This is a genomic window from Klebsiella sp. 141153, from assembly GCF_032601995.1.
GTDB classification, from domain to species: Bacteria; Pseudomonadota; Gammaproteobacteria; order Enterobacterales; family Enterobacteriaceae; genus Klebsiella; species Klebsiella aerogenes.
Genome location: NZ_JAQIRJ010000006.1, coordinates 314,679 through 340,723, shown reverse-complemented (window position 1 = coordinate 340,723; position 26,045 = coordinate 314,679). Strand labels below are relative to the sequence as shown.

The window sequence follows — 26,045 nt, the reverse complement described above, 5'->3', positions numbered from 1 at the left end:
GCCCCGGCGTCAAAGGCGGCGGCATACATATCGTGCAGCACAATCTTTGACAGCAGGCTGGCGGCATCGGTCTGCACCTTACCGAGTTCCGTGGGCTTACAGTCGCCGCCGACATCGGCATGCATCCCGGGGTAGACCACCTCCACCGCTCCGGCCGGGTATGTCCGAGGGATGTTCTGACTCTTTAACATACCCCTCCAGGTACTGCCTGGCGTAATTGCCTTCGGTCTGCGTTCTGCTCGCAGGCAGGCGCCCGCGCTCGTTGTATTCGGTTTTCTGCTGCGTGGAGTTATCCGCTGACGTTTTCCCCTTTTCATCATCCGGCCCGGGAAACTTTGGCGGTAGGCTGGCCGCTTCTGCGGTGGAGGTTTTGACCGCGACCGGAGTGGCACCGGTCTGAAAAGCCGCAATAAGCGCCTTCAGAGCATTCAGCGTGGAGTCTGCGGTGTCGGACATACAACTTCCTCCTTGATATGTTTGAAAATAACGCTATCTGCTTTTTTTTCTTCGTCAGGTTCAGGTTGTACTGGGTATTCAGGGGAATCACGCATATGACAGGAACGGACTATCCGCACCTTATCGCAGGGGAAAATATGCACGTCGAAACCGCAGGCCTGATCCTCCTCCCAGCGCTCAATGGGCACGGTAATAGGCCCATGGCGCTGATAGTGAGTTTCATAATCATCGGGCATCTCACTTGATTTCATCCAGGCGTTAGGATCGGAGGTCCAGGTAATTTTTGCCGTCAGCCCCGGGCGCCAGACATCTGGCACCATCACGCAGCAGAAGCCGCCGCCGCCGCCGTAGGAGTTAGCGCCTGGCCCGCCGTAGCCATTCACCTGCACCGAAACGATGGCGTCCGGACCGTGGTTATAGACATTTAAATCAGCGCCGCTCATGCCGTCGCGACTATGGTCGCGGCAGGCCGTCAGCAGGCAGAGAAAAACGGCGGCCAGCACCGCCAGCCCGCCGGGCAAAATACGGATATGCTTTATCATTGATGTGTCCTTACAAATATAAAGTGATGACTTATTAATAAATGGCGTAATTAAATGCTTGTATTTATGCTAATAGATGAACCTCCATATATAACTGATGATGATATTTGTAGCGGTCAAATAAAATGGGCCGCTGCAAATATCAATACCGGTTTCTCATAGGCCAGAGCCGGCAATATTAGTCAGCAGCGAATTGTGTATGCAGGCTGGCGGGCAGCCTGGCTCCGTTTTTTTGTCCGATTGATGATCGGCCTCCCCGACATATCCTTCCAGATACTGCCTGGCATAGTTGCCTTCGGCCTGCGTTCTGCTCGCCGGCAGGCGGCCGCGCTCGTTGTATTCGGCTTTCTGCTGCGCGGATTTATCCACGGGCTTTTTGTCATCCGGCCCGGGAAACTTCGGTGGTAAGCTGGCCGCTTCTGCGGTGGAGGTTTTAACAGCGACCGGGGTGGCGCCGGTCTGAAAGGCGGCAATGAGCGCCTTCAGGGCATTCAGCGTGGAGTCTGCGGTGTCGGACATACAACTTCCTCCTTAATATGTTTGAAAATGATCTTATCCGCTCGTTGCTCCCAGTCAGGTGGAGACTGGGGTACCGGATATCCCGGCAGTCCCGGCGGGATGCAGGAACGCACTATCCGCACCTTATCGCAGGGGAAAATATGCACGTCAAAACCGCAGGCCTGCCCCTTCTCCCAGCGCTCAATCGGCACGATGATCGGCCCATGGCGCTGATAATATTGCGAATAGTTATCAGGCATATCGCTTAGTCTCATCCAGGAGTTAGGATCGGAGGTCCAGGTGATTTTTGCCGTCAGGCCCGGGCGCCAGTCGTTGGGCACCATCACGCAGCAGAAGCCGCCGCCGCCACCGTAGGAATTCGCCCTTGGCCCCCCGTAGCCATTAACCTGTACCGAGACAATGGCGTCCGGGCCATGGTTATAGAGATTTATATCAGCACCGCTCATGCCGTCGCGACTGTGATCGCGGCAGGCCGTCAGCAGGCAGAGAAAAGCGGCGGCCAGCACCGCCAGCCCGCCGGGCAAAATACGAATATGCTTTATCATTGATGTGTCCATACAGAACTGATAATCGCCTATTGATTATCAAAAGGGAGGATGTTTCATTTCTCAAAGTGACTTTCGAACCAGGAAGCTAAATCACCGATAAAATTCTGCTGATGCGCCTGCCAGCGGAGCTGCCAAAGGGTATTAAATTTGTCCTCCTGAGTCGTAAAAAAGGGGCTGAATTTTTCAGAAACCGTAAATCGCTGGGCATCGATAGCGACATCCAGTTTCATTATTTGCTCATCGCTGAAATTAATCTTGATCGCCTCCGGGATCGTTGCCTGAACTGGCGAACACTCGCCTTCCAGCCAGCAGATCTTGTTGTCTCTATCGCGGTAGCTCCAGAGATAAACCGGTTCTAAAAACCACGCTTTTTGTTCTTCAGTGAGCACATGCCGCATCAGCAAGGGGAACATGCGGGTATCGTAATAGCGCACCAGGCCAGAACGGTCTTCCCAGGCACCATCGGCCAGATTGCGCAAGTGGGCGGCGAGCGTTGAAAAACTTAGCGGTGAGAGAAAGATCAGCAGACCCGGCTTGTAGGAAAATGCGGCGATCAGATCGGCGAGCCACTGACGATGCTGCCAGCAAGCTAGCTCAAGCCGCATCAATAAAGGCGCCATCTCCAGCAGCGGCTCTTCCGGTTGCCCCTGATAGAGCGAGAACCACTGCACCGGAGGAGAAAGTCTATTTAAGCCATCCAACAACGGATTGCTTAAAACACCTTGATCGGCAATGAGATAGACGTCGCGCAGCGCGAGCTTTCGGGCAAATTGTTCCAGCTTGCTAGTCCATTCCTGATTCATTAACGACATGTTCATTCCTTCTTATCTTGAGGTTGCGGTGCCGGCACGGCTGCGGTGACGATGCCCAGAGAGAGAGCATGACGCGGATCGCGGGCGATCCAGCCGCAAGACTGATGAAAGCGGCGGGCAAATATCGCCGCCAGCGCGATGGTGATGAGCTGCTCCATCTGCCCTGTCTCTCCCCAGTTTTCATCCTGCAGTAGTTGGTTGCTGTTCCAGCCGCTTTGCGCCAGTTCCGGGATTTGCGGCTGTGTAAATGCGATACAGGGATCGGGCGGACGTTCGGCCCCGCTTTGCTGCATCGCCCGCTGACAGACCTGCTGGATATTTTCCACCGCGGCGCCTTCATAAACCTCGCCGCGGGTCAGTCGCGCCTCCCCCTCCCGGGCCAGTAACCACAGCACGGCGGATTCACCCGCCGGTCTTGCGGTATCAGCCGTCGCCGCTACCGACTGGCACCCTGCCACCAGAATGAAACATGCGTCGCCAGCCACATTCATTCGTGCGGTAATCTCCGATAAGCTGGCCTCACCTTGCCAGGGTTCCGCCATATGCGGCAACTGAGCGGTGGGATAGCGCTTTTGCAGCTCGGCGCAAAATTCTCGCCATGCCGGTTCGCTGCCCTGCCAGTAACAGCCGCTCAGGCAGGGAAATTGATGATCGCCTCGCTGCGCCAACCATTGCCGCACCAGCATCCGGGCCAGCTGTTGTTCGCGCAGGTCGATATCAACGATGTCCGAGTGGATCAGCCGCAGCGCCCGCGCACCGGCCTCCAGTTTCTCTTTTGGCGCCTGATGTTCTCGCTTCAGCAGCGTCTGCCAGTGCTCGGGCTCACACCCCACCGGCCCCAGCAGCACCGTTTCCACCAGCCCTACGCTATGTTGATGCCGGGCCCACCACGTTTGATGATCGAGATCGATCAACCGCTGGTAGTACTGGGTGTAGTGGACCGACAGGCGGTAATAAAGCAGACGCAGCATCCAGATGATGAAGACCAAGAGCACGGCGCTAACGATCGCGACGGCAATTAACGCCCCTCCACGCGCTTCGGCAGGCATTAACGCCGCGCCTCCTCCGCTGATAAACGTCAGCCCCGCGCCAAAGGACAACCACCGTCCGTTGTGGGGTGGCGTGGCGGTTTTGTAAGGCAGATAGTCGGTGAGCTGTCTCATAGCGCGACTTCGCAATCAGGGCGTGAACTCACCAGCGTACAGCCGCAGGCGCAACGATGCCCGTCAAGAGCCACCGGAGCACCATCCACTTCATACAGCGAGCTTCCTTCGGCTATGACCGTCAGGCCATGTTTATTGCAGCTCACCTGGTCGCCTTTACAGGCGATACCTTTACCAAAACAGAGGTAATGGCCGTCGATCACCGTACCGCCATGCTCACGCAAGCTATCACCCTGCCGAATAATGGGTTTCAAGGTCTGTTCCTCCGGGTAAGTTATATCAATGAGCGATTGTCAGGCGGCACGCGGAACAAAGGTCTGAGCCAGTTCTTGCGCATGAATCAGGCAATCTTTACAAATCGATGTGGGAAGGTCGGGAAGCGGAAATGTCTCGCCGGCGGGCCCTTGCATCTTATGTGTGCCCTTAAAACTGAGCAGGCTCGGGCTATGAAGGTGGATTTCCCCCTGCGGAGTCAGACGAATGTAGCCGCCGCCGCAGCCCAGGGTGATACCATTTTTGGCGGTAAGCTGCAGATGACCCTGCGTTGACTGAACGGTAATATCTTTCAGTGAAGTGAGCGCCAGAGTATCGCCGTGCGACTCTATCTCCAGCGGGCCTTTCACCGATACCATACGCATCCCTTCGCGGTGGGAAAGCAGTGAGATAGCGTTTTTGGTATTCACCGACAAACGATTACCGCTGGCCAGCGCAATATCGCTGGCGCTTTGCAGATACAGTCCTTTACCACTCTGCAGCAGCGTCGTTTCCGCCGTCACCATGCCGATGCCCTTCGGCGCGCTCATCAGCAGGACGGGGCTCACCAGATTGACGGCTTTACCGACGAACTGCTTTAACGTGCTGATATCCGGTGGGATGTTGTAGTGGGTGCGGGCAATCTCCTGCCAGTCGTTGAGCTGAACTGCGGCGGCACTGAGCAATTTACTGGCGGGCTCCATTTCCGCGACCGCCCCCATCGCTTTCAGCTGTTCATCGGCGGTGATAAATATCCCCTTGCCTGCGCGGATCGCGCCGTAGCTGTCGGTGCGTAACTCAAACCCTTCTCCCCGCGGCGTGTTCTGATGATCCACCAGATGGCCGAGGTTCAGTTGGCTCTTGCCGCCATATTCGGTGCTGACCTTAACGTGCTCTTTACCTCGGGTATCATCGAGGCGAATTTTGTTGTTCGCTGGCGTGCGCAGCACGTTGCGCTTGTAGTTGTAAAGCGTCACATGGTCCTGGTGCGTGGAATCGTGCAGCGCGCCGGCGATGTAGGGCCGATCCGGATCCCCCTGCTCAAAAGCGATCGCCACTTCGGTTCCCGCTAACAAAGGCAGATGCAGGCCATAAGTTTCACCGGCGTAAGGGCGTGCCTGCCGCACCCACAGGCTTTCCTCACCCGGCTGCCAGCGATCGCGGTCGAATAATAAGTTCACCCGATAACGTCCGTCGCGATCGATATGGCCGTAGAGATCGTTGATTTTGGTGCTGGTGACGCGCGCTGGCAACGTCCCGGCCATCTTGGGTTTGCTGATGATTGCCGGGCGAAAGCAATAGGTTTCTACACTGGGAATGGCCTGAAACGTCACTTCGAAGCTGCGATCGCGGCGGGCGCGACAGTGAATAGCGGTGATCGCCACGCCCCGGCGCCAGACCTCCGTCACCTCCTCGCCGCCGTTCACTTTTAGCAGTTGGCCGGGAGCCAATGTCGCGCAGTTTGTTTCCCCGCTCAGCCGCGTCTGCTGGTTCAGGTAGCGCTCATGGCGAATACGGGCATAAAAGGCCCCGCTCTCCGGGTCCGGCGTATGCTGGTAGCGATTACCCGGCGCCAGATAGTTGTCCGCCCAGTGATAGGCTTCACCATAGGTGGTACTATCGCCGCGGCTGACATTGATGTTGAGATTCATGTCCTCGGGCGCGTTACGATAGTTGTAGTCACGGGTGAAGACCGAACGTTCAACCACGTGGTGTCGGCTCTGCAAATCCCACACCGACTCGCTGCCGCCATCATGCTGCCCTGACGGGGCGACCGAGGGCAACATCAGCCCCGCCTCGTAGTGTTGCTGGTCGTCGAAGAACTCCGCCACATCAATATTTAGCCGGGTATCTGCGGTGAAGCGAAACCAGATCCCCACCTCGCCCAACAGCCGGGAGATAAAAGTCAGATCGTCCTCGCCGTACTGCATCACCTGTTCACGGCGCGGATATTCCTGCGCCAGTCGAAATACAAAATCTTCCCCGCGCATGTGGTGACGGGTTCTGAGAATGTGCTCCACAATCTGCGGCACCGACATGTCCTGGTAAATTCGATTCTGATGGCTCTTCGACAGTAACGCCAGACGCGGCTGTAACGTCAAGGCGTAACGCGTTTCCTCCTTTGAGGTGGAAATCCGTTCAAAAGTGGTGATCGTCCCCTGCAGCACGCGCACCGGTTGCTGGATCTTAATGCCAAATCCCTGGTCAACCGGCGCCTGCAAGGTCAGCGAGGTGTTTTGCAGCAACATCTGCTGCGGGGTGATGGCGCGATCGCTGCTGGTAAATTCAATGGTATAGCGGAAAGGCTCGCTTAAGTTTTCCTCGCCTTCGAAGCACAGAACATCCAGCGAGGAGTTACAACCATGCACCTGTAAAAGATGATGACTGTGGTTGAAAAACAAAGGCTTTATGTCACTCATGGTTTATTTTCCCTTATCAAACACCATTTTCTTTATCTCCCTTCCATCACTTTCAGCCACGCTACCGCCCGTCGCTGTTTCCTGTTGATGAGGAGCCCAAAAGCGCACAAGGTTGGGCAGATTGTGTTGACCCCGGTCCCCGGCAACAAAAACGACGGACAGGAAAACCTGCCCGCACGGAGATTGATGAGATAGTCGGTTTAGAAAGCACCATCCGCCGGGGATGAGGCGGAGTTGGTCGCCACCCGGCAGGCATCGGCCTGCGGCACCAGGCTAATTTCGACCCGGCGGTTCAGCGCCCGGCCTTGCTGCGCCTCGTTGCTGGCGATAGGTCGGCTTTCGCCATAACCCTGTACCGCAAAACAACTTTCCGGCACGTCACCGGTGTCGCGCATCCAGTTGCGCACCGATTCGGCACGCTTCAGAGAGAGTGTCTGGTTGGATTTATCATCACCCACGCTGTCGGTATGCCCGGCGATGACGATAAGCCAACCTGGCCTGGCCTTTATCCCCAGCAGCGAGTTCACCAGCAGCTTGGTGGAGCCCGGTTTCAGCGTCCACTTGCCGGTATCGAAAAGTGACATGCTGTCGAGGCGGATAATTTTCGGCACGATTTTTTCTACCGCTTTCGGCGGTGGCGGGGGGACGTAGGAGCGAATCGTTTCCAGTACCGTCTGACGCAGACGCTCGCCGCGATATAGCCCGAGCCCCAGCGCCAGCGGCGCGCCATCACGCGCGAAGGCGTCCAGTTGCGCCGCATCCTGACGTAAAATCTGTACGGCGCGGGCTTTTGCTACATGGTCGTCCATCGCCGTCCGTTCATAGCGCTGAACATCAAAGCCGATCCGCTGAAGGAGTTGATGGTTATTCCATGCGCTGCAGCACAGCGCGATCATGGCCGCGAGGGAGAACAGGCAGAATGCCCGCCGCAGAGCACGGTTTTTCGGCGTGATGCCACCGCCCAGCGGTAGTATTGGCAAAATGAAATCAGGCAATGCCCGCGCTTCTGAAGTCATTTCCGGCAACCAGCCCGGTAGTGAGTTGAGGGCGGTATGACCAGACAGCCAGCGCTGCCATAAGTTATCCGCCACGACAGGCGCCCCGGCAGGCGTGAAATGATACAGCACGACTGCCGGAGCAATCGGGGGAACATCGTCGGTTGCCGTAGTCAACGCGCTCAACGCCATCTGCTGCGTAAAGCGGGCAAACGCATTCATCCTCACCAGCGCCGCCAGGCGATGAGCGCCATCAGCCTGCATCAGCCAGCTTGCGCTGCTGCACGGCACGCCGTCAGAGGGCCACACCTGCGTCATCTCTCCGGCACGCGCAGTCTGCCATAACGGCTCCAGCGATGCGCCGGACAGGGTGCTGTTCAGCAGTAACGGTATCGCCCGGCGGGTATCACGCCGCACCTGAGCAAGCTGCCAGCGCAACTCGCGAAGCCGGGCCGTCAGCGCCGCGTCATCATCATGTTGTTGCGGCTGCACGCAGAACATCACTGCCAGTTGCGCGATGAGCGCCGGCCGCTCACGCTGCAAATAACGCACCGTCTGCTGTAACGCGGCGGTGGTGACTCTCAGCCAGCAACCTTGTGAGGTAGGATAAACCGCGCTTTCTCCCGGCCAGTCCGCGGTGTCGCCGCAGACCAGCACAACCGGCAGTCGGTAAGGCGCCGGCGGTAGCTCAACCATCCAGTCGGCATCCTCTGGTCGCCCGCGTCGTTGCCGCTCGACGTAGACCACTCCGGCCGCTACGCCCGCCACCGTCAACCCAACAGCCAGCAACCGGCCGCCGGTGGTTAACGGCAGAAACAGCAGGCTCAGCAGCACTACCAGCAGCCCCGCCCACAACCATAACAGGCGCTGATAGCGCGCGTTCATTGCCCGCTCCCCAGTTGCAAAGCCGCTACCAGACCATCCAGCCAGTAGTTCAACCCCAGCCACAGCGCGGCCACCGCCGCCAGCGACAATCCAATGCAGATAGGCCAACGGCGCAGCCAGTCAGCCATGCCGTTGCGCCCGGAGAGCGCCGCCAGTATCGGCTGATGCGGGTCGCTCGCAAACGGCGGTACACGCTCGCCGAGCGTGCTGACAAGCGCTGCGCGCGCCGGGTCATTAAGGCTATACCGGCCCTTAAACCCCAGCGCCAGCACCCGATGAAAACAGGTCAGTACGGCTAGATCCGGCGCCGGTTCGCGCAGCACCTGGCGGATGCGCTCATAGAGCGCATCCCCGGCTTCCATGCCGCCAAAATATTTGACCTCCAGCGGTCGATCGTACCAGGTGATACTGGCGTCATCTTCCTCTTTGCGGCCTTTGGCGGTTTCATCTAGCAGCGCGCACCAGCTATAAAGGATATGCTGGCGGTTCGCCTCACTGACATCCGCGGCCACAAGCTGCGCCATCACCTGTTCAATGTTGTTTACACAACGCTGCCAGAGGAGTTTCCCCTCCCCCTCGGCCAGTTTGGCGCCGAGACGCAGTTCCGTCACCGTAAGCCAGCTATCCGCCAGCAGAGCATCAATATTGAGATCCTGAGTCATGAGCGCAGCACCGCATACAGTTCGAGTTCAGGGTCGCCCAGCAGGCCGGGCACATAAAAGACGCAACTCCCTTCCGCCAGCATCGCCTGCGCCGCCGGATGAGTCATATCAAGGGTGAAATACTGATTTTCCAGTCGCAGCGGGATGGCGGCGGGAACATGGCTCATGGCCTTTAGCGGAATACCCGGCTGCGAACCGTTGACCACCCGGTCAACCTCATCGGGGCTACCGGCTTTACACTGTTGCGGAAATTGCTCCAGCAGCTGCGCCGCTGGTAGCGTGGAACGCACCGAGAGATAAAAATCGGCCTCTTCGCGCAACCTTGGATCGTGCAGACGGGCATGCCAGCGCTTACGCCGGTCATCGTGCGTCATTTCAATCGCCACGACCCTGGATGGCAGGCTGGCTTCGAGCAGTACGCCGAGTAATTTGAACAACGGTGGAAAGACTTCTGTCAGCGCCTGATGACGATAAGGCGGAATATCCGCCGTAGTATGGTCAAGGGAGAAGGTCAGCAAGCTGCCCGCCAGGCCGGCCAGCGCTTCATACAGCCGTTCCGGATGTACCTGTGGATGGCGTAGAAAATGGCTCAACACCGGCTCCGCGCTGTTGAGCGCGTTCAGTAGCCAGAACAGTGATACATCCGCTACCGCAAAATCCGCCATCCTGGCGTTGCTCTCCCGGCGCATCGCCATCAGGCGCTGCAGGCGCGCGCGCAGCTGATTCGTCAGCTGTTCTGTTTGTTCGTAAAGCCAGTGGCTGGCCAACACTTTCAGCAGCGGCGGGATAAAGTGCTCATCCAGCGACCAACAGTTCTGACTGTCGCGACGTAGTCTGGCGAGGGCGACGGTTTGATAATCGCCGTTATCGTCATCCGCAGCGCGCAGCGTTAGTTGCGCAAGCAGCACCGCAATTTGTCGACTGTCTTCGCCATATCTGTTGCGCACTTCTCGCCAGGCCAGACGCCAACGTACCGGCCGCTCTGCGCGCTCTTCCATCTGCAGGCAGTTGCCGCCGTTTTCATGCTCATGAGGCAGCGCCAGCACCACGGTTAATTCACGGCAGTCCTCCTGCGGCAATACCATTACCGCAGGAAGCGCATCAGCGTTATCGCTGTCGATAAGCGTGCCGTCAGGAAAGCGCACGTACAGGTGACTGGCTTTCAGTGTCCCTTGCTTTAGCAGGGCGGCGTCAAATTCGACGCGGATGACGCCCCAGGGATTCATTACTCCCAGACGGGCAATACATTCGCTTTGCCAGGCCGCCTGGTTCACCTGTTGTTGAAAATGTTGTGGGGAGATCATCTGACCCCTGCCCCACAGTGGTCGTAATGTTTTCATCGCACCTCCTGTGCGTTACTTTTGCTTCTTCAATAAGACGTTCTTAAACCCCAGATTTCATTTCACCTTGCTAACTCACGGGCGAACGGCGCTCCGAAAGAGAAAAACTTGAATTATTGTTATTGGTATTTATTTTTTCTTGAACGAATATTGGGTGGGCTTTAATATTATCGAAACGACTAACGGCCAGAAGTTTAAGCGTCAGCTCGACGGCCCTCGGTTCAATTTCGATATGCAGTGACAATTGTGAATGAATACGGGTATTGAGTCGCTCACCTGGGAAGGCGTTGTTCATTACATCCCTTATATATCCGAACCACATCAGAATGAATCACTAGTTACCGTTAACCACCCAGATTAATGAACCATATTTAGATTGATATCAAGAATATTCACTATAGAAATAACAAACAAAATAACCAGCAATCGCAATATTGCAATATATCGCGTGGGCTCATGTGTTTTTAGTAGGGAATTAAACCAAAAACTCACTGACTAACGGGGCATGCGCCAATGATGCCTATTCCATTGATATAAATCATCACTTACCGCTATGCCGCAACAATATTGACCTGAAAGAATTTCCGGCTCAATTATATTTCTGGCGAATTATTTACAAACATTCTACCTCCCCCAAAAGCGCACCAACCAGAAAAGTCACCTCTTCAACGGCGGCGAATAATTTTATATTCGGCGAATAACATTCATTCAAATAATAAAACCCATTAATTGCGCGCAATTAATGGGTTTTATTAGCCTTGCCCCGGCTTATCGTGTTGCCCGCATCAGCAGACTAACAATAAACGCGCCGCCAAGCCCGGCAGTAATAATACCAATCGGTAATTCTTGATTCGCTATCAGGCTTCGGCTAAGTATATCGCCGCCAATGAGCAATATCGCGCCCAGCAGAGCGCACATTGGCACGGCCATTCGGTGCCTGACGCCCACGACCCGACGCGCCAGATAAGGCACCATCAGGCCGACAAAACCAATGACCCCGGTTAAAGAGACCAGCAAAGCGGTAGCCAACGCGCAGCAGAGAAAGGTTTCGCTTCTCAGCCGCTCCACGTCGACGCCCAGCGAGCAGGCCGTCTGCTCCCCCGCCAGCAGCGCATCCAACGCCCGCCAGCGAATCAGGGTAAATCCGCTCAACAACGCCAGGCTCAATAACGGAATGAACAGGTTGTCCCATCGCGCCAGTCCCAGACCGCCCAATGACCAGAATAGCAACGAACCGGCCGCTCGCTGATCGCCGGAAAAGACCAGATAGCTGGTCAGCGCGCTGAAAAGAAACGACACCGCCAGGCCGCAGATAATTAACTGTTCCGCTCGCCTTAGCTGGTTGACGCGAAACAACATCATCACCGCCAGCGCGGATAATATCCCGCCGATGAAGGCCGAGACCGGCAGCGTAAACGCCCCCAGTATCTCGCCGAAACGGGTGATCACCAGCACCGCGCCGGCGGAAGCGCCTGAAGAGAGACCGAACAAGAATGGATCGGCCAGTTCGTTACGTGTCGTAGTCTGTAACAGCAAGCCGGCGATCGCCAGTCCTGCGCCGGTCAACGCCGCCAGCAGGCTCCGTGGTAGGCGTAAGTCAATGATGATAGTTTTCAAAATTTCGGGAATGGGAGCCGATGATAGCCCTAACGCTGATATCACCTGTCGCCATGAGAGTTCCACACTCCCCAACCGCAGGCTCGAAATCATCAAGGCGCATAAAACGACGGATGCCAGCGCCGTCCATAGAACAAAACGTTGCACTGACGGCTTCATTTCACGTCCGTGGCATATAAGAGATGCGCCAGCTTCTCAACTGCCGCAATATTCGCCGGCCCCGGAGTCAATTCAGCATACTGCAACTTTAGATAACGCTGCTGCCGGACAGCGGGGGTCTGTTTCATCAGGGGATGGGATTCCAGTATGCGCTGCAGCGCCTCGGTTCCCGTGCCGGTTTGGTAATCGAGCAGAATAATCACCTGTGGTTCTCTGGCCGCCACCGCCTCCCAGCTCGTCGTTGTCCAGTTCGCGTCCAGAGTATCCATCACGTTGCGTCCCCCGGCCGCCTCGATAATGGCCGTCGGCATCCCGTACTTGCCGCTGGTAAAAGGTTTATCTTCGCCGGAGTCATAGACAAAGACCCGCAGCGGCTGCGTATTCGCTGCCCTGGCAGGCAGATGCGCCAGGCGACGCTTCCATCCTTCCACCAGCGCTTCTGCCTGTTGTTGCTTGCCAAAAATCTTGCCCAACTTGAGTTCATCGTTGTACAGCAAACTCATATCAGCTTTCCTCCCGCGCCCGCCGGCCTGGACGCAGCTTTCACTGAGTACCAGGGTGTTAATCCCATATGGCGCCAGCGTCTGCGGCGTCACATCGCCGCCGATTTTCATGCCGTAGTTCCAGCCGGCGAAGAAAAAGTCCGGCCGAACCGCCAGCAGCGTTTCCAGCGCCGGATATTTAGGCGCCAGCTCGGGGATGGCCCCCATCGCCGCTTTGAACTCCGGTGTTAGTTTGTACCAGCCGGTGATGCCGGTTAGCCCCACAATCCGCTGCTGGAGATCGAGCGCGAAGGCCATTTCCGCCATATTAAGATCGTTAATCACCGCGCGCTGCGGGGGTTGATTAAAGGTGATGGGCTTACCGCAGCTATCCACGGTGACGGGAAATTGATTAGCCAGCGCCAACGGGCTACTTAACAGCAGCAATAAAGTAGTTAAAAGTTTGTTCATATTTACTCGAGTTCATTAAGCGCGATGAGGAACTTCAAAAATGCGCAGCGCTTTACCGCTAACGGGATGCGCCACGCGAAAACTGGTCATGCCAAAAACCGGATAGCTCACGCTGGGGTGCAGCGCAGCCTCGGGTACGTCGCAAATCATCTGCTTGCCATGGTGGAGAACCAGCATCCGGTCGGCAAAGGCTTCAGCCGCGGCAAGGTCGTGTAACACCGCAATCACCGCAACCTCTGCGCGCTTTACCAGGGCAAGCAACTCGGTTCTCGCCAGCGGATCAAGGTGATTAGTCGGCTCATCCAGCAGTAATAATGTGGGCGATTGCGCCAGCGCGCGGGCGAGCGCGGCGCGCTGGCGCTGACCGCCGGAGAGGTCGCCCAACTGGCGATGGCGTAAAGGTTTCAGATCCGTATCACTAATAACGCTCTCCACGATGCGACGTCCCTGCGCCGAGGACGGTGATTCGCGATACGGTAAACGCCCCAATTGAACATACTCTTCCACCGTCAGACGCAAATCGGGGATATCGTTTTGCGACAGGAAGGCAATATTCCGCGCGCGCTCTTGTGGCGACAGTTGCCGTAGTGGACGCCCCTGCCAGTACAGCGTCCCTTTATCCGGACAGAGTTCGCCAATAATGGCTCTTAATAGGCTCGACTTACCGCTGCCGTTAGGTCCAATAACCGCCAGCTTTTCCCCGGCTCGGAGCGAGAAATGAATACCGTCGAGTATCACGGCCCCCCTTTTGGCTGTCAGATGCAGCGTATTGATGCGAAGTATTTCAGTATCGACCTTGGACATATTACTTTATTTCGTATGTTATAACATAACAATTATGTATCACACCCCACTCGTCTCTGCAAAGGGGTTGCATACTTTGTTATCGTTATTCGCTAAAAAGTCTTCCGTTCCGGAGCGTAGATTCCGGGTCGCCTTCCAGACAGAGATTCGCTATCATCCGCCCTCACCCTTAAGCAGCGCCTGCCCATGTCTACCGTAATTGATACCTTCATCGCCCCACCTTGTTCCGCGCAGATTAAGATCCTCTACGAGGACGAACATTTGTTATTGATCGACAAACCCAGCGGTCTGCTCAGCCTGTCGGGTAAGAACCCGCAGAACCTGGATTCGGTCCATCACCGCCTGGTGCAGGATTTTCCTGGGTGCTCGCTGGTTCATCGGCTCGATTTCGGGACTTCCGGCCTTATGGTGGTGGCGCGTAACAAAACGATCAACGCCGCGCTGTGTCAGCAGTTCAGCCAGCGGGCGGTAAGCAAGGTTTATCACGCCCTGTTGTGTGGGCATCCAGAGGAAGATGAAGGGGTGATAGACGCGCCGATTGCCAAAGATCCGGCGCTGTTTCCACGGATGGCGATTAGCGAGCGTAACGGTAAACCGGCGCGCTCGCGCTATCAGGTGCTATCACGGGAATGGTTGCCAACAGCCAGCGGTTCGCTGGCGGTAACTCGCGTACGATTGCTACCGGAAACCGGACGCACCCATCAGCTACGCATCCACTGCCAGCATCTCGGCTATCCGATTCTCGGCTGCGATCTCTACGGAGGGCTAGCGTCACATCAGGCCTCACGCCTGATGCTCCACGCCAGCGAACTGCATTTTCACCATCCGGTCAGCGGTGAAGCGATAGCGGCGCGCCAGCCCAGTCCTTTCTGATTCGTCAGTCGCAAATCACTTTTATCGCCAGCCCGCCGCGTGAGGTTTCGCGATATTTATCGTTCATGTCTTTACCGGTTTCATACATTGTCTCAATGACCTTGTCGAGACAAACCCGCGGCTCGCTGGTTCGGCGGAGCGCCATCCGCGCGGCGTTAACCGCCTTCACCGCATTGATGGCATTGCGTTCGATGCAGGGGATTTGCACCTGCCCGGCCACCGGATCGCAGGTCAGACCGAGGTTATGTTCCATGGCGATTTCCGCGGCGTTGCATACCTGCGCCGGGCTGCCGCCAAGGAGTTCCGTCAGCCCAGCCGCCGCCATAGAGCAGGCCACGCCAATTTCGCCCTGACAGCCAACTTCTGCGCCAGATATAGAGGCATTCATCTTATACAGTGAACCGATAGCCGCCGCAGCCAGCAGATAGCGGGCAATCGAGTTGGCATTGACCGGGCGGCGAAACTTGTCGTAATAGGCCATAACCGCGGGAATAATCCCGCATGCGCCATTGGTAGGCGCGGTGACGACCCGGCCACCGGCGGCATTTTCTTCGCTCACCGCCAGCGCAAACATATTGATCCAGTCGATGACGTTCATCGGATCGCGGGACAGACTATCGCTGGCCACCAGCTGTCGGCGCAGCGCCGCCGCCCGCCGCGGCACGTTGAGCGGCCCCGGCAGCACGCCCTCGGTATTCATTCCCCGCTCAATACCGTTACGCATCACCGCGTAAATGGCGGCGAAGCCAGCATCGATTTGCCCCTTATCGCGCAGCGCCAGCTCGTTTTGCATCATCAGGCCAGAGATGGAAAGGCCATTGTGTTCGCACAGCTGAAGCAGTTGATGGGCGGAACGGAAATCAAAGGGGACGGGCGTTGCGATATCGTGAGTCTGGCCAAAACGCGATTCCTCAACGATAAATCCGCCGCCAATTGAGTAATAGGTTTTGCTGAGTAGCGGCTGCTGATGATCCCAGGCGCTGATGCGCATACCGTTCTCATGGCGGGCCAGCGCGCTATCATGAAATACGATGCTCTCCGGCAGCGGGAAATCAACCTGCCGACTCCCCTTCGCCACCGGTAGACGGCCGCTCGCGGTCACCTGCTGAATGAAAGCCGGGATGGCGTCAATATCGACATCCTGCGGACTATTTCCCGCCAGCCCCATGATAATGGCGACATCGGTCGCATGCCCTTTGCCGGTCAGCGATAGCGAACCGTACAGATCGACGACAATGCGCGTAGTCTGCGTCAGGTCGCCGCGGGTCGCCAGCTCGGTGATAAAACTTTTTCCTGCATTCATCGGCCCCACCGTATGAGAGCTCGAAGGACCAATACCAATTTTGAAAATATCGAAAGCGCTAATCATATCTACACCTCGGTTTACCGTGCAGTGAAGACCAGGTTTCACACCCATGATAAAAATGGGGCGACCATTATCGTCGCCCCGTTGCGTTACAGCGCCTGGGTGAAGGTTCGCGAAATGACATCCTGCTGCTGTTCGTGGGTTAGCGCATTAAAGCGCACCGCATAGCCAGAGACGCGGATGGTCAGGTTCGGATAATTTTCCGGATGAGCTATGGCGTCCAGCAGCATCTCGCGGTTCATCACGTTGACGTTCAGATGCTGGCCGCCCTCGATCCGTTCTTCGTGGTGGAAGTAGCCATCGAGCAGACCGACGAGGTTGGTTTGCCGGACGCTCGCCTCTTTACCTAACGCCGCCGGGACGATCGAGAAGGTATAAGAGATTCCATCCTTCGCGTAGGTGAACGGCAACTTAGCCACGGAAGTCAACGAAGCGACCGCCCCTTTGCGATCGCGGCCATGCATCGGGTTGGCCCCCGGCGCAAACGGCGTACCGGCGCGGCGGCCATCCGGGGTATTACCGGTTTTCTGGCCGTACACCACGTTTGAGGTAATCGTCAGGATCGACTGCGTGGGCACCGCGTTACGGTACGTCGGCAACAGCTTAATTTTCTTCATAAAGCGTTCAACGAGATCGCAGGCAATACTATCGACGCGCTGATCGTTATTGCCGTACTGCGGATAATCGCCTTCAATCTCAAAATCGATCGCCAGGCCGCTGTCGTCGCGGATGGGTTTCACCTTCGCGTGCTTAATAGCCGAAAGCGAATCCGCCGCCACCGACAGCCCGGCAATCCCGCAGGCCATAGTGCGGTATACGTCGCGGTCGTGCAGCGCCATCAGCGAGGCTTCATAACTATATTTATCGTGCATGTAATGAATGATGTTCAGCGCGCTGATGTACTGCACCGCCAGCCAATCCATAAAATGATCGAGGCTGGCCATCACTTTGTCGTAATCCAGTACCTCATCCATCAGCGGCGCGGTTTTCGGCCCGACCTGGATTTTGAGTTTCTCATCCACCCCGCCATTGATTGCGTACAGCAGCGTTTTGGCGAGGTTGGCGCGCGCGCCGAAGAACTGCATCTGTTTGCCGATGACCATCGGGCTGACGCAGCAGGCAATAGCGTAATCATCACTGTTGAAATCGGCGCGCATCAGGTCATCGTTTTCATACTGCAGCGAGGAAGTGACGATCGAGACCTGGGCGGCATATTTCTTAAAGGCAATCGGCAGCGCTTCCGACCACAATACGGTAAGGTTGGGTTCCGGCGCTGGGCCCATGGTGTGCAGCGTATGCAGATAGCGGAAGGAGTTTTTAGTCACCAGCGTGCGGCCATCCAGCCCCATCCCGCCAATCACTTCGGTTGCCCAGATAGGATCGCCGGAGAACAGCGTGTCGAATTCCGGCGTACGCAGGAAACGCACCATGCGGATCTTCATAATGAAGTGGTCGATCAGTTCCTGGGCCTGTTGTTCATTGAGGATCCCGGCGTGGAAGTCGCGCTCGATATAGATATCGAGGAAAGAGGCGGTACGCCCCAGCGACATCGCACCGCCGTTTTGCGATTTCACCGCCGCCAGATAGGCGAAGTACAACCACTGTACCGCTTCCTGAGCGTTGCGCGCCGGGCGGGAGATATCGCAGCCGTATTTCGCCGCCATCTCCTGCATTTGCAGCAGCGCGCGGCGGTGTTCCGCCAGCTCTTCACGCAGACGAATAGTGGCTTCCAGATCCTGCCCGCGCTCCAGCGTTGCCTGCAGATCGGCAAACTGCAGTTCACGTTCACGCACCAGATAGCGGATGCCGTATAGCGCCACGCGGCGGTAGTCGCCAATGATACGCCCGCGGCCATAGCCATCCGGCAGACCGGTCAGTACTCCGGATTTACGGCAGCGCAGCATATCCGGCGAATAAGCGTCAAATACCCCCTGATTGTGGGTTTTACGCAGCTCGGTGAACAGATATTCAAACTGGCTATCCATTTCCCGGCCATAGGCATCAAACGAGCTTTTAATCATGTTAATGCCGCCAAACGGATGCAGCGCGCGCTTGAGCGGTTTATCCGTTTGCAAGCCGACTATTTTTTCCAGCGATTGCTCAATATAGCCGGCATCGTGAGCGGTAATGGTGGTGGCGATATTAGTATCAAAATCAACCGGCGCGTGGGTGGCGTTCTCTACGCGAATGCCGGCCATGACTTTTTCCCACAGCGCGGTCGTCGCCGGCGTCGCCTCAGCAAGGAATGATTCATCTCCGGTATACGGCGTATAGTTGTGCTGAATAAAATCACGGACATTAATTTCTTCTTTCCAGTCCGTACCTTTAAATCCGTGCCATGCTTCGGCGTACAGCATATCGCTGGTATCGATATTTACCTTCATGAAAATAATCTCTCTACAGGACCACAACGTAATTAAGCAAATTCCAGGGATGCATTAATTTTGCCTAAATGAATAGCATCGAGCGCAATCATCTTCTCTTCATTGGTGGGTATGACTGCAGATATCACTCGTGCCTCGCGGGAAGAAATAATGCGTTCACCGGCGGAGTTGGGTTGTTTATTTAGCGCCTCATTCAGGCTGACGCCGAATACCGCTAAATGCTCAATCACCAGTTGGCGGATTAATACCGAATTTTCGCCGATACCGCCGGTAAAAATAATCGCGTCAAGGCGGCGTAGCGAGGCGGCATGGCCGGCAATGTGGCGGGCGATACGATGCACAAAGGTTTTAATCGCCAACCGCGCGCGTTCATGCCCCTCATGCCAGGCTTTTTCCAGCACCCGCAGGTCGGATGACAATCCGGATATCCCCAACAATCCGGACTCCTTGTTCACCACGCGTTCCAGATCGCTGAGCGTCTGGTTAGTTTCGCTGGCAATCCACGCCATCGCGCCAAAATCGACATCCCCGCTGCGGGTACCCATCATCAGGCCTTCCAACGGCGTCATGCCCATCGAGGTATCCACGCTGCGGCCGTTGCGTACCGCGCAAATCGACGCGCCGTTGCCAAGATGAGCAATGACCAGCCCGCTATCCTGCTCGGGTAAATCAAGCAACGCCAGCGCGCGCTGAGAAACATAACGGTGCGAAGTACCGTGGAAACCGTAGCGACGCACGCCCAGTCGCTGGTAATAGTCCCACGGCAGACCGTAGAGAAATGCCTCTGGCGCCAGCGTCTGATGAAAGCTGGTATCAAAGACCGCTACCTGCTGTACGCCCGGGAATAACTGCTGAGCTGATTCAATACCGCTGAGATTGGCGTAATTATGCAGCGGCGCCAGCGGCGACACCTGGCGAATATTGTCGATAACTTCATCGGTAATTATCGCCGATTCGGTAAATATGCTGCCGCCGTGCGCGATACGGTGGCCAATTAACGCCACGCTATCCATTAAATCACGTTTTTCTAATTCAAATGCGATCGCCTTCAATGCGCCTTCATAGCTGCGGTGAGCCAGCTTAGCCGGCTCTCCCCCATTTATTGACAGGAACGCATCTTCAGAATTAATGCCATCTGCAATACCAGCCATTAATACTTCACAGCTGGCGGCATCAAGTACTGAAAATTTAATTGAAGACGAGCCGCAGTTAATGACCAGTACTACCGGATATTCATTCATGTCATCACTCCGCTCGTCCTGAGCTTAATTAAAACAGTTTGTAAACGATGTTCAGAATGGTCAGCAGACCGATTACCGTGACGAAGACGTTGTCCAGGCGGCCGCGATATTTCGCCAACGATGGCGCTTTACGGATGGCGTACATCGGCAGCAGGCACAGCAGCGAGGCAATAATCGGCGCGCCCATCGCTTCAATCAGGTCGAGAATGTTCGGGTTGGCGTAGGCGACAATCCACGTTGAGCCCATGATAAAAATCATGCTGATGGTGTTGAGCTTGCCGCTGGAAACGCGGGTTTTATCGCCTTTGTAACCAAACTTCAGCACCAGACCGTTCAGGCCTTCCAGCGTGCCGAGGTAGTGTCCGAAGAAGGATTTGAAAATCGCCACCAGCGCGATGATTGACGCGCCATATTCAAGCACCGTTGCAAAGGTGGATTTGGTGCCGGACAGCGAGGCGAAGTGGTTCGCCAGGTACGAGAGCACCGGGATATTCTGCGCTTTGGCATCTGCCATATTCTGCGGCGACAGCGTAAACAGGCAGCTGAAGGCGAAGAACATTACCACGGCCACCATCAGCATGCTGGCGCGAGAGATAATCTGTGAACATTTGCGCTCGGTGAACTCGCGACCAAAGTCTTTTTCATACTCTTCGCGCTTGGAGACCACGAATGAAGAGACAATAGGCGAGAAGTTAAACGAGAACACCATAATCGAAATACCCAGCCAGACGGTCACCAGAATGCCATCGTGACCGGTCAGCGAAATCTCGCTTAAATTGACCTGATCGATAACTGCGGAGTTCCAGTAAGGGATCAGCGACAGAGAAATCAGCACCAGGCTGGCGATAAACGGCCATACCAGATAGCTCATTACCTTCACCATCAGATCTTTACCGAACCAGATGACAAACGCCATCAGCAGCAGCAGGAACAGCGCGACAAAACCGCGGTTCAGCGCCGGCAGCTGCAGCTGGTTTTCCCAGAAGGTCATAAAGGTATTGGTGATCGTCACGCCGTAAATCCACAGCAGCGGGCAAATCGCGAAGAAATAAAGGAAAGTAATCACCACCCCGCCGGTTTTACCAAAGTGCTCCTCTACCGTTTCAGTGATGTTGCCGGAAGGATTTGAGCCGGAAAGGCACAGCCGGGCCAGCGCCCGATGGCAATAGAAGGCGATCGGGTAGGCCAGCACTAACATCAGTAAGATGGGGATCAGGCCGCCGAAACCGGCGCGGATCGGGAAGAATAATACCCCGGCGCCAATGGCGGTGCCGAATAAGCCCAGGGTCCAGGTGGTGTCCGATTTGCGCCAGGACGACTCTTTGGTCTGGCTGGATACAATGCTATCTGTAGTACTCATATCCTATCCTCATCAAAAAGATTAAGCGTCAACTAAACCAGTAATTTGCGATACGCGAGACAGGTCGATATTGCCGCCGGAAATAATGCTGACGGTTTTTCGGTTCTGAATATAGCTGTCCAGCTTACCGCTTAATAATGCGGCACAGGCTAACGCCCCGGCCCCTTCGGTAATCACTTTATTGCGTTGAATAAGTGCGACCATGCTGTTGCGAATTTCGTCTTCGCTGACCAGCACAATATCGTCAACTAATTCACGAACGATCTGATAAGTAATATTTCCCGGGCGAGAAACGTCGCAACCGTCAGCCAGGGTGGCATTATTGCGATGATTGGTGATTTCTCCGGCGTAATACGAGGCCGCCATGCCGTGAACGTTTTCAGACTGTACGCCAATAATACGAATGGTCGGGTTGATCGATTTAATCGCCACCGCGATACCGGCAATTAAACCGCCGCCGCCAATCGGTACAATAACGTTATCGACATCATATAAATCCTCCATGATTTCCAGACCAATAGTCCCCTGGCCGGCTATCACTTTTGGATCGTCGTATGGTGGAATAAATATCCGCCCTTCCATTTCAACAATTTCGCTGACTTTGGCGATGGTGTCGTTAAAATTATCGCCATGTAGCACCACTTCCGCCGAATAGTCGCAGGTGGCGGCCACTTTTGATTTTGGCGCGCCTTTCGGCATCACCACTTTACCATCGATGCCGAGCATAGCGCAGGAGAGCGAAACGCCCTGCGCATGGTTACCGGCGGAACACGCCACCACGCCTTTGCGCTTTTCCGCATCAGTCAGCGAACTGAGTTTATTAAACGCGCCGCGAATTTTAAAAGAACCGGTGCGCTGCATATTTTCAAACTTAAGGAAGATTTCGCCTTTGCATCGTTCGCTGAAATAATTCGAACGCGGCATCCCCGTTTTATATATTTTACCTGCCAATCTTTTTTTCGCTTCGAGGATATCTTCAATAGCAACTGGAAGATCGTATGTAATATGCATGAGAACCTCTTAACCTGGAATTAAACAAATAGCGTTAATGGGCAGCGACTGATAAATAAATCGCAGCTTAAGTTTCAATCAATATAAAAGACAGTTAATCAACGGTGATTAATTGTCGTCGTCGGCAACCGCTATGGGCTGAATATTCTTTCGCTAATTCAACTAACGCCGAGGCCGCGCTTTTAATGCGATAATTCTTCGACCATACCGCAGCATAATGCGCTACCGGTAATGCGTCCTCGACAGGAATAGTAATAAATTGATTAGAGCCAAATGGTGCGGTCATATCACACGGAATAACCGTCAGGAAATCAGCATTGAGAACAAGATTATAAATAGTAACGACAGAGTCTGTTTTAACGATGTTTTCATTGTTGATACCGCTGCGTTGAAGCGTGGCGAGGAGTTCACTGTAGTAACCCATATTGGTTTGCGGCAATACCCACTGTTCGTGCTGTAACGATGCCAGCGTGGCACTGCCGCTCCGCGTTCGCGATTTGCTGGCCACCAGCACGAATTCCGATTCAAATAGCGGTTCGACATGTAGATCGTGCAGCTTCATTTCATCGCTCAGCGTGCCGATGGCGAAATCGAGACGACCATCACGGATCGCCGGCAGGAACGAAGAAAGCTGCGCTTCATACATCGAGACCTGTGCTTTTGGATATAATTTTTTGAATTTATGGATCATATCCGACATAAAAGTGAAGCCGATTAGCGACGGGAAACCAAACGAGACGTCAACGACTGTGCTGCAGGTCATACTGTGCATTTCGTTAACCATATTTTTCATTTCACGGGTAATCGACTCCGACCAGGTCAACAGCACCTGCCCGGCTTCAGTCAAAGTTACACCGGTATTTTTACGGACGATGAGCTCGGTACCGAAATAGTCTTCAATATCATTAATTGTTTTACTGACTGCAGGTTGAGTTAATCCTAATTCTTTCGCTGCTGAACCAATCGAACCACTTCTGATCACCTCCTGGAATACAACCAGGTGCTGAGTTTTAGGGAGCGGAATAGTATTCATATTGGTTATCCACGTTAATGACTTTGTTGACGGCGGGAAGTGTATCAAATGATGATCTGGTGGTTGTGTGAGACCACTCACAAAGCCCTTTCACCTATAATCAACCTTATCCAAAAAACAAATTAAAACATTTAAAATCAATAATTTAAAATCGAAAACATGAAATTAATCATGATTTTAGTCAAAGAAATATGAGGGGATAAAAAATATTTATGGGGATAAAAAAGGTTAATTTTTAAGCTAAAAATGAGCGAGCAAAGGGTAATTTTCAAGCAATAAAAGGAGGCATTTTACATTAATTTCTGTTTAAACCTCAAGTGTAAACAATCAAATAAAATGAGAAAACTGTATTTATTTCGATTCATTACGGGATGAGGTCACAATTTTTCACGTTATTTGTATGTAAAGATATATTTCATTAATTTAGCTGAAAACAAAAACAAACAATTGGTTATCATTATCAACATTATTTTAACCTAATTTTTAGGCTATTTTATAGCAGGTAATTCCTTGATTAAAATCAATATCGATTTTTCATCCAGTCACAAACCTGCCAAGCAGTGATTTGTGCTAATCATCACAAATCAGGAAAACTCATCATCCATGTGCCGCAGATAACGCCAACCGGTAAGCGCACTCACCGCCGCACAGATCGCTAACGTGATACCCAAGGATTCCCCCCAACCCACAATTGCCAGCCCCAAGCCGATAATCAAATAATAGGCCAGGCCAAGCAGCGCCCCGGCACTACCGCGGCAATCGCCGTAATCGCTAAGCGCCGTACCCAGCACCACGGGGATCGCCATGGCATAGGCTGTCGCTACCCCCATCATCGGTAGCAAAAAGAGCCATGAATGTGTTAACAGGCCAACGCCTGCGCTGGCGAGCAATAACAGAAGACCGGCACAAATAAATATGTGCTGCTGCCCCGCTCCACGTCGTAGCAACAGACGATTCCCCTGCGCGCCGGCTAACGCTCCCGCGGCCAGCGCCATACCGCTGTAGCCAAAAGCCCGCGCATCCAGCCCCAGGCGGGCAAAAAGGAAAGGCCCCTGGCTGTAGTAGCTGAACAAACCGATATTCAATGCCGCCACCAGCGCCACCGCTAAACGGATTTTTGTATCCGCCATCATGCGCAGTAATAGCGGCCAGAGCGCCTGATTTGCCGTTCGCGACGGCCGGGTTTCCGGCATTACCGCCGCGCACAGCAGCAATAGCGTCGCCGCCAGCAACGCCAGGGCGCTAAACACGCCATACATCCCCCACCACCCCGCCAACACGCCGCCAGAATAGACGCCAATTGCTGGGCTGATAGCCAGCGCCATGCCCACGAAGGAAAAAATCGCCGCCAACTGCCGACCTTCAAACGCATCGCGCAACACCGTTTGCCCAACCACCGACCCGATAGCCGCGCCGAAAGCCGCCACGATGCGAGCCGCCAGCAATACGCCAAAATTTGGCGCCGCCAGCGCCAGCATGCAGCCTGCGGTATACACCGCCAGACCGAGCAATAACGCCGGCCGCCGTCCACGCCGGTCGCTGAACCAGCCCCAGAACAGCACACCGATGGCAAAGCCGATGAAATAGACCGCCAGCGTCTGCGCCGCATCGGCGGCGCTAACGGAAAAATGGGCGCTGATATCAGTCAGCGCCGGGCTATAGATAGTTTCCGCGATTTGCGGAAACATGAGTAATGCGGTAACCAGCGCCATCGCCGAACGACTTAACATATCAATCTCCCTCATCAGAGGCGCCATTGTAGGGAGCGGCAAAATCGGCGATTATAAATATAATGACACTTAACATCGAGAATCAGACATCATGGCCTGGCTCAGCGCGGATGCATCCTTTGACCCAGATATATTCAATGCGCCGCTGATTGGCGTGCAAGCGACCCTTAACGGCGATCATGACGATGGTCTGCATCAACATCAAATGGGACAGATGCTATTTACCCGTCAGGGCTGCATCCGGCTGACGCTGAACGACGGCGCGCTATTGTGTATGTTGCCGCCGACCCGCGTGGCGTGGATCCCCGCAGGCGTCACCCACCGCGCCGAAATGCAGCACATCGTTGATTACCGTTCGGTATGGTTCGCCAATGACTCATACCCGCAGTTGCCCCGTCAGCCTGCGATCCTCAACGTTACGCCGCTGCTGCGCGAACTACTGGAACGCATTAGCGCCAGCCCCTGGGATACCGACTGGCGACAGGGCCCGGCCCTGCACCTGGCGGCGCTTTGCGTGGCGGAAATCGGCGCGGCAAAACACGAACCGATGATGCTAACGCTGCCGCAGGATAAACGCCTGCGTCATCTCAACGGCCATGAGCAACCGCCGCTACTTCAACAACTGGCGGCGCAATGCGGCGCCGGAGAAAAGACCATCAGCCGCCTGTTTCAGCGCGAAACCGGCATGTCATATCAGCAGTGGCGGCTGATGAAAGCCGTAGAATTGCTGTCCTGCGGCCAGCGCATCACGGATGTCGCCCAGGCGCTGGAGTTTGCCAGCGATAGCGCCTTCATCTACTTCTTCCGTACTCAGACCGGCAAAACGCCGGGACAATATGTCGCCAGGTAAATACTCTGTTTTCGGCCAAAATGTTAACTCCAGCACGCGAGGCGGCCGATATTCGGCTAAGGTTTTCTGA

Annotated in this window: 24 protein-coding genes; 2 read left to right on the top strand and 22 right to left on the bottom strand. The window is 55.0% G+C overall.

From position 1 onward, the window contains the following. The 15 genes from PGS10_RS14855 to PGS10_RS14785 all read right to left on the bottom strand — a co-directional run. Positions 1-191, bottom strand: a 191-nt coding sequence (locus PGS10_RS14855) for a hypothetical protein (RefSeq protein WP_316423176.1), incomplete at its 3' end; no start/stop codon positions are given. A gap of 237 nt (positions 192-428) precedes the next feature. After that, the gene (locus PGS10_RS14850) at positions 429-998 is read right to left on the bottom strand and encodes a DUF3304 domain-containing protein (RefSeq protein ID WP_213318005.1); all 570 of its coding nucleotides are present in this window, start codon (positions 996-998) and stop codon (positions 429-431) included. 156 nt (positions 999-1,154) lie between these two features. Beyond that, positions 1,155-1,517, bottom strand: a complete 363-nt coding sequence (locus PGS10_RS14845) for a hypothetical protein (RefSeq protein ID WP_316423175.1) — start codon at positions 1,515-1,517, stop codon at positions 1,155-1,157. Continuing rightward, positions 1,490-2,062 carry a DUF3304 domain-containing protein gene (locus PGS10_RS14840; protein WP_316423174.1) on the bottom strand — a complete coding sequence of 191 codons (573 nt, stop codon included), beginning with the start codon at positions 2,060-2,062 and terminating at the stop codon, positions 1,490-1,492. The genes PGS10_RS14845 and PGS10_RS14840 overlap by 28 nt, the downstream gene beginning before the upstream one ends. 56 nt (positions 2,063-2,118) lie before the next feature. Further along, positions 2,119-2,877 (bottom strand): DUF4123 domain-containing protein, encoded by a 759-nt coding sequence (locus PGS10_RS14835; RefSeq protein WP_316423173.1) that lies wholly within the window; start codon positions 2,875-2,877, stop codon positions 2,119-2,121. Between the two features lie 2 nt (positions 2,878-2,879). Further along, positions 2,880-4,040 carry a hypothetical protein gene (locus tag PGS10_RS14830; RefSeq protein ID WP_316423172.1) on the bottom strand — a complete coding sequence of 387 codons (1,161 nt, stop codon included), beginning with the start codon at positions 4,038-4,040 and terminating at the stop codon, positions 2,880-2,882. After that, positions 4,037-4,294 carry a PAAR domain-containing protein gene (locus PGS10_RS14825; RefSeq protein ID WP_316423171.1) on the bottom strand — a complete coding sequence of 86 codons (258 nt, stop codon included), beginning with the start codon at positions 4,292-4,294 and terminating at the stop codon, positions 4,037-4,039. Before PGS10_RS14825 ends, PGS10_RS14830 begins: the two co-directional genes overlap by 4 nt. A gap of 39 nt (positions 4,295-4,333) precedes the next feature. After that, entirely contained in the window at positions 4,334-6,712 is a 2,379-nt protein-coding gene (locus tag PGS10_RS14820; protein WP_316423170.1) for a type VI secretion system Vgr family protein, read from the bottom strand. A 200-nt stretch (positions 6,713-6,912) separates the two neighbouring features. Then, complete coding sequence (locus tag PGS10_RS14815) at positions 6,913-8,592, bottom strand: OmpA family protein (protein WP_316423169.1); 1,680 nt, start codon at positions 8,590-8,592, stop codon at positions 6,913-6,915. Beyond that, on the bottom strand, positions 8,589-9,254 hold the full coding sequence (gene tssL, locus PGS10_RS14810) for a type VI secretion system protein TssL, short form (RefSeq protein WP_047045208.1): 666 nt from the start codon (positions 9,252-9,254) through the stop codon (positions 8,589-8,591). The genes PGS10_RS14815 and tssL overlap by 4 nt, the downstream gene beginning before the upstream one ends. Continuing rightward, entirely contained in the window at positions 9,251-10,594 is a 1,344-nt protein-coding gene (tssK, locus tag PGS10_RS14805; protein ID WP_047077776.1) for a type VI secretion system baseplate subunit TssK, read from the bottom strand. The genes tssL and tssK overlap by 4 nt, the downstream gene beginning before the upstream one ends. Before the next feature lie 70 nt (positions 10,595-10,664). Continuing rightward, on the bottom strand, positions 10,665-10,889 hold the full coding sequence (locus tag PGS10_RS14800) for a hypothetical protein (RefSeq protein ID WP_228339511.1): 225 nt from the start codon (positions 10,887-10,889) through the stop codon (positions 10,665-10,667). Between the two features lie 473 nt (positions 10,890-11,362). Then, entirely contained in the window at positions 11,363-12,370 is a 1,008-nt protein-coding gene (locus PGS10_RS14795; RefSeq protein WP_045390469.1) for a FecCD family ABC transporter permease, read from the bottom strand. Continuing rightward, on the bottom strand, positions 12,367-13,323 hold the full coding sequence (locus PGS10_RS14790; protein WP_063416420.1) for an ABC transporter substrate-binding protein: 957 nt from the start codon (positions 13,321-13,323) through the stop codon (positions 12,367-12,369). Before PGS10_RS14790 ends, PGS10_RS14795 begins: the two co-directional genes overlap by 4 nt. A gap of 15 nt (positions 13,324-13,338) precedes the next feature. Beyond that, positions 13,339-14,061 carry an ABC transporter ATP-binding protein gene (locus PGS10_RS14785; RefSeq protein ID WP_213797661.1) on the bottom strand — a complete coding sequence of 241 codons (723 nt, stop codon included), beginning with the start codon at positions 14,059-14,061 and terminating at the stop codon, positions 13,339-13,341. Between the two features lie 252 nt (positions 14,062-14,313). Here PGS10_RS14785 and PGS10_RS14780 point away from each other — a divergent pair, with 252 nt between their 5' ends. Further along, positions 14,314-15,000, top strand: coding sequence for an RluA family pseudouridine synthase (locus tag PGS10_RS14780; protein ID WP_047077774.1), 687 nt, complete (start codon positions 14,314-14,316; stop codon positions 14,998-15,000). Positions 15,001-15,004: 4 nt separating this feature from the next. Here PGS10_RS14780 and tdcG read toward each other — a convergent pair whose 3' ends face one another. The 7 genes from tdcG to PGS10_RS14745 all read right to left on the bottom strand — a co-directional run bounded on the left by tdcG (position 15,005) and on the right by PGS10_RS14745 (position 25,125). Next, positions 15,005-16,369, bottom strand: a complete 1,365-nt coding sequence (gene tdcG / locus PGS10_RS14775; protein ID WP_047045224.1) for an L-serine ammonia-lyase — start codon at positions 16,367-16,369, stop codon at positions 15,005-15,007. 86 nt (positions 16,370-16,455) lie between these two features. Next, positions 16,456-18,750, bottom strand: a complete 2,295-nt coding sequence (gene pflB / locus PGS10_RS14770) for a formate C-acetyltransferase (protein ID WP_063416422.1) — start codon at positions 18,748-18,750, stop codon at positions 16,456-16,458. Positions 18,751-18,782: 32 nt separating this feature from the next. Further along, positions 18,783-19,991, bottom strand: coding sequence for a propionate kinase (gene tdcD, locus PGS10_RS14765; protein WP_063416424.1), 1,209 nt, complete (start codon positions 19,989-19,991; stop codon positions 18,783-18,785). Positions 19,992-20,019: 28 nt separating this feature from the next. Beyond that, complete coding sequence (gene tdcC, locus PGS10_RS14760; protein WP_045390456.1) at positions 20,020-21,351, bottom strand: threonine/serine transporter TdcC; 1,332 nt, start codon at positions 21,349-21,351, stop codon at positions 20,020-20,022. A gap of 21 nt (positions 21,352-21,372) precedes the next feature. Continuing rightward, positions 21,373-22,362 (bottom strand): bifunctional threonine ammonia-lyase/L-serine ammonia-lyase TdcB, encoded by a 990-nt coding sequence (gene tdcB, locus PGS10_RS14755; protein ID WP_045376007.1) that lies wholly within the window; start codon positions 22,360-22,362, stop codon positions 21,373-21,375. Positions 22,363-22,456: 94 nt separating this feature from the next. Further along, positions 22,457-23,395, bottom strand: a complete 939-nt coding sequence (gene tdcA / locus PGS10_RS14750) for a transcriptional regulator TdcA (protein WP_045390453.1) — start codon at positions 23,393-23,395, stop codon at positions 22,457-22,459. Positions 23,396-23,979: 584 nt separating this feature from the next. After that, the gene (locus PGS10_RS14745) at positions 23,980-25,125 is read right to left on the bottom strand and encodes an MFS transporter (RefSeq protein WP_316423168.1); all 1,146 of its coding nucleotides are present in this window, start codon (positions 25,123-25,125) and stop codon (positions 23,980-23,982) included. 91 nt (positions 25,126-25,216) lie between these two features. On the opposite strand from PGS10_RS14745, the gene PGS10_RS14740 reads away from it, so the two are divergent. Next, positions 25,217-25,975: an AraC family transcriptional regulator gene (locus tag PGS10_RS14740; protein ID WP_316423167.1), complete on the top strand. Its 759-nt coding sequence runs from the start codon at positions 25,217-25,219 to the stop codon at positions 25,973-25,975. The last annotated feature ends 70 nt before the right edge of the window (positions 25,976-26,045 follow it).